This is a genomic window from Brucella grignonensis, assembly GCF_002252505.1.
GTDB classification, from domain to species: Bacteria; Pseudomonadota; Alphaproteobacteria; order Rhizobiales; family Rhizobiaceae; genus Brucella; species Brucella grignonensis.
On sequence record NZ_NNRL01000144.1, the window covers coordinates 1 to 695 of the forward strand.

Below are 695 nucleotides of genomic sequence, written 5' to 3' on the forward strand. Positions count from 1 at the left end.
GTCCAGGAATTTGCGGACGATTGCCGGCGTCAGCTCTTCCACCGTCATACGATCGATGGCGCAACCTCCCTGCTTGCTTGCAAACGGCAGCAGCAGTGTAAGCGTGTCGCGGTAGCTGGCTTGGGTGTTGCGGGAAAGATTGCGTTCGACGACCAGGTGCTCCAACAGGAAACGACGAACCCACGGACCAATAAGGCTCTCATCCTTCATGGCCGGCCCCCATTGCATATTGCGCAAAGCGCTGGCTGGCTGCATCGAGGAGATACGGCGTCAAGTGCAAATAGCGCTGGGTTGAACGTATATCGATATGGCCAAGGTAGGTTGCGAGTTGTGGGAGCAACCTTTGCACGTCTTGACCGGAGCGATACCAGGCAATCACCCGGTGCACGGCGGTCGTGTGCCGCCTATGTCTGGATCGACATAGTCGCCACTATCTACCCTGCCGGACTATGTCGGGTAACTAGATTTCGATCAAAGATATCAAGGATTTATAGATAGCGTGTAGAGATAGTTCGTAGCCCTTCCAGCAATTCAGCTTGGGAAGGGAGCAAACAATGAAGTATCGCAGTAATGATCAATTTGCGCTGTCACGGCCGCCAGAGGGGCCGGTGGCGAGTTACATTTTCTCGTTTGCCGATTGGCTCGTTGGTCGGGGCTACGGCCTTTTTTCTACGAGGAACCAGGTGCTTATGGCG

At 54.7% G+C, this 695-nt stretch carries 1 protein-coding gene; it reads right to left on the reverse strand.

All coding sequences use genetic code 11. The annotated features are described in order from the left end of the window. Positions 1–210 (reverse strand): site-specific integrase (locus tag CEV33_RS02250; protein ID WP_167388102.1); only part of this gene is annotated, 210 nt, incomplete at its 3' end. Positions 211–695: the final 485 nt, after the last annotated feature.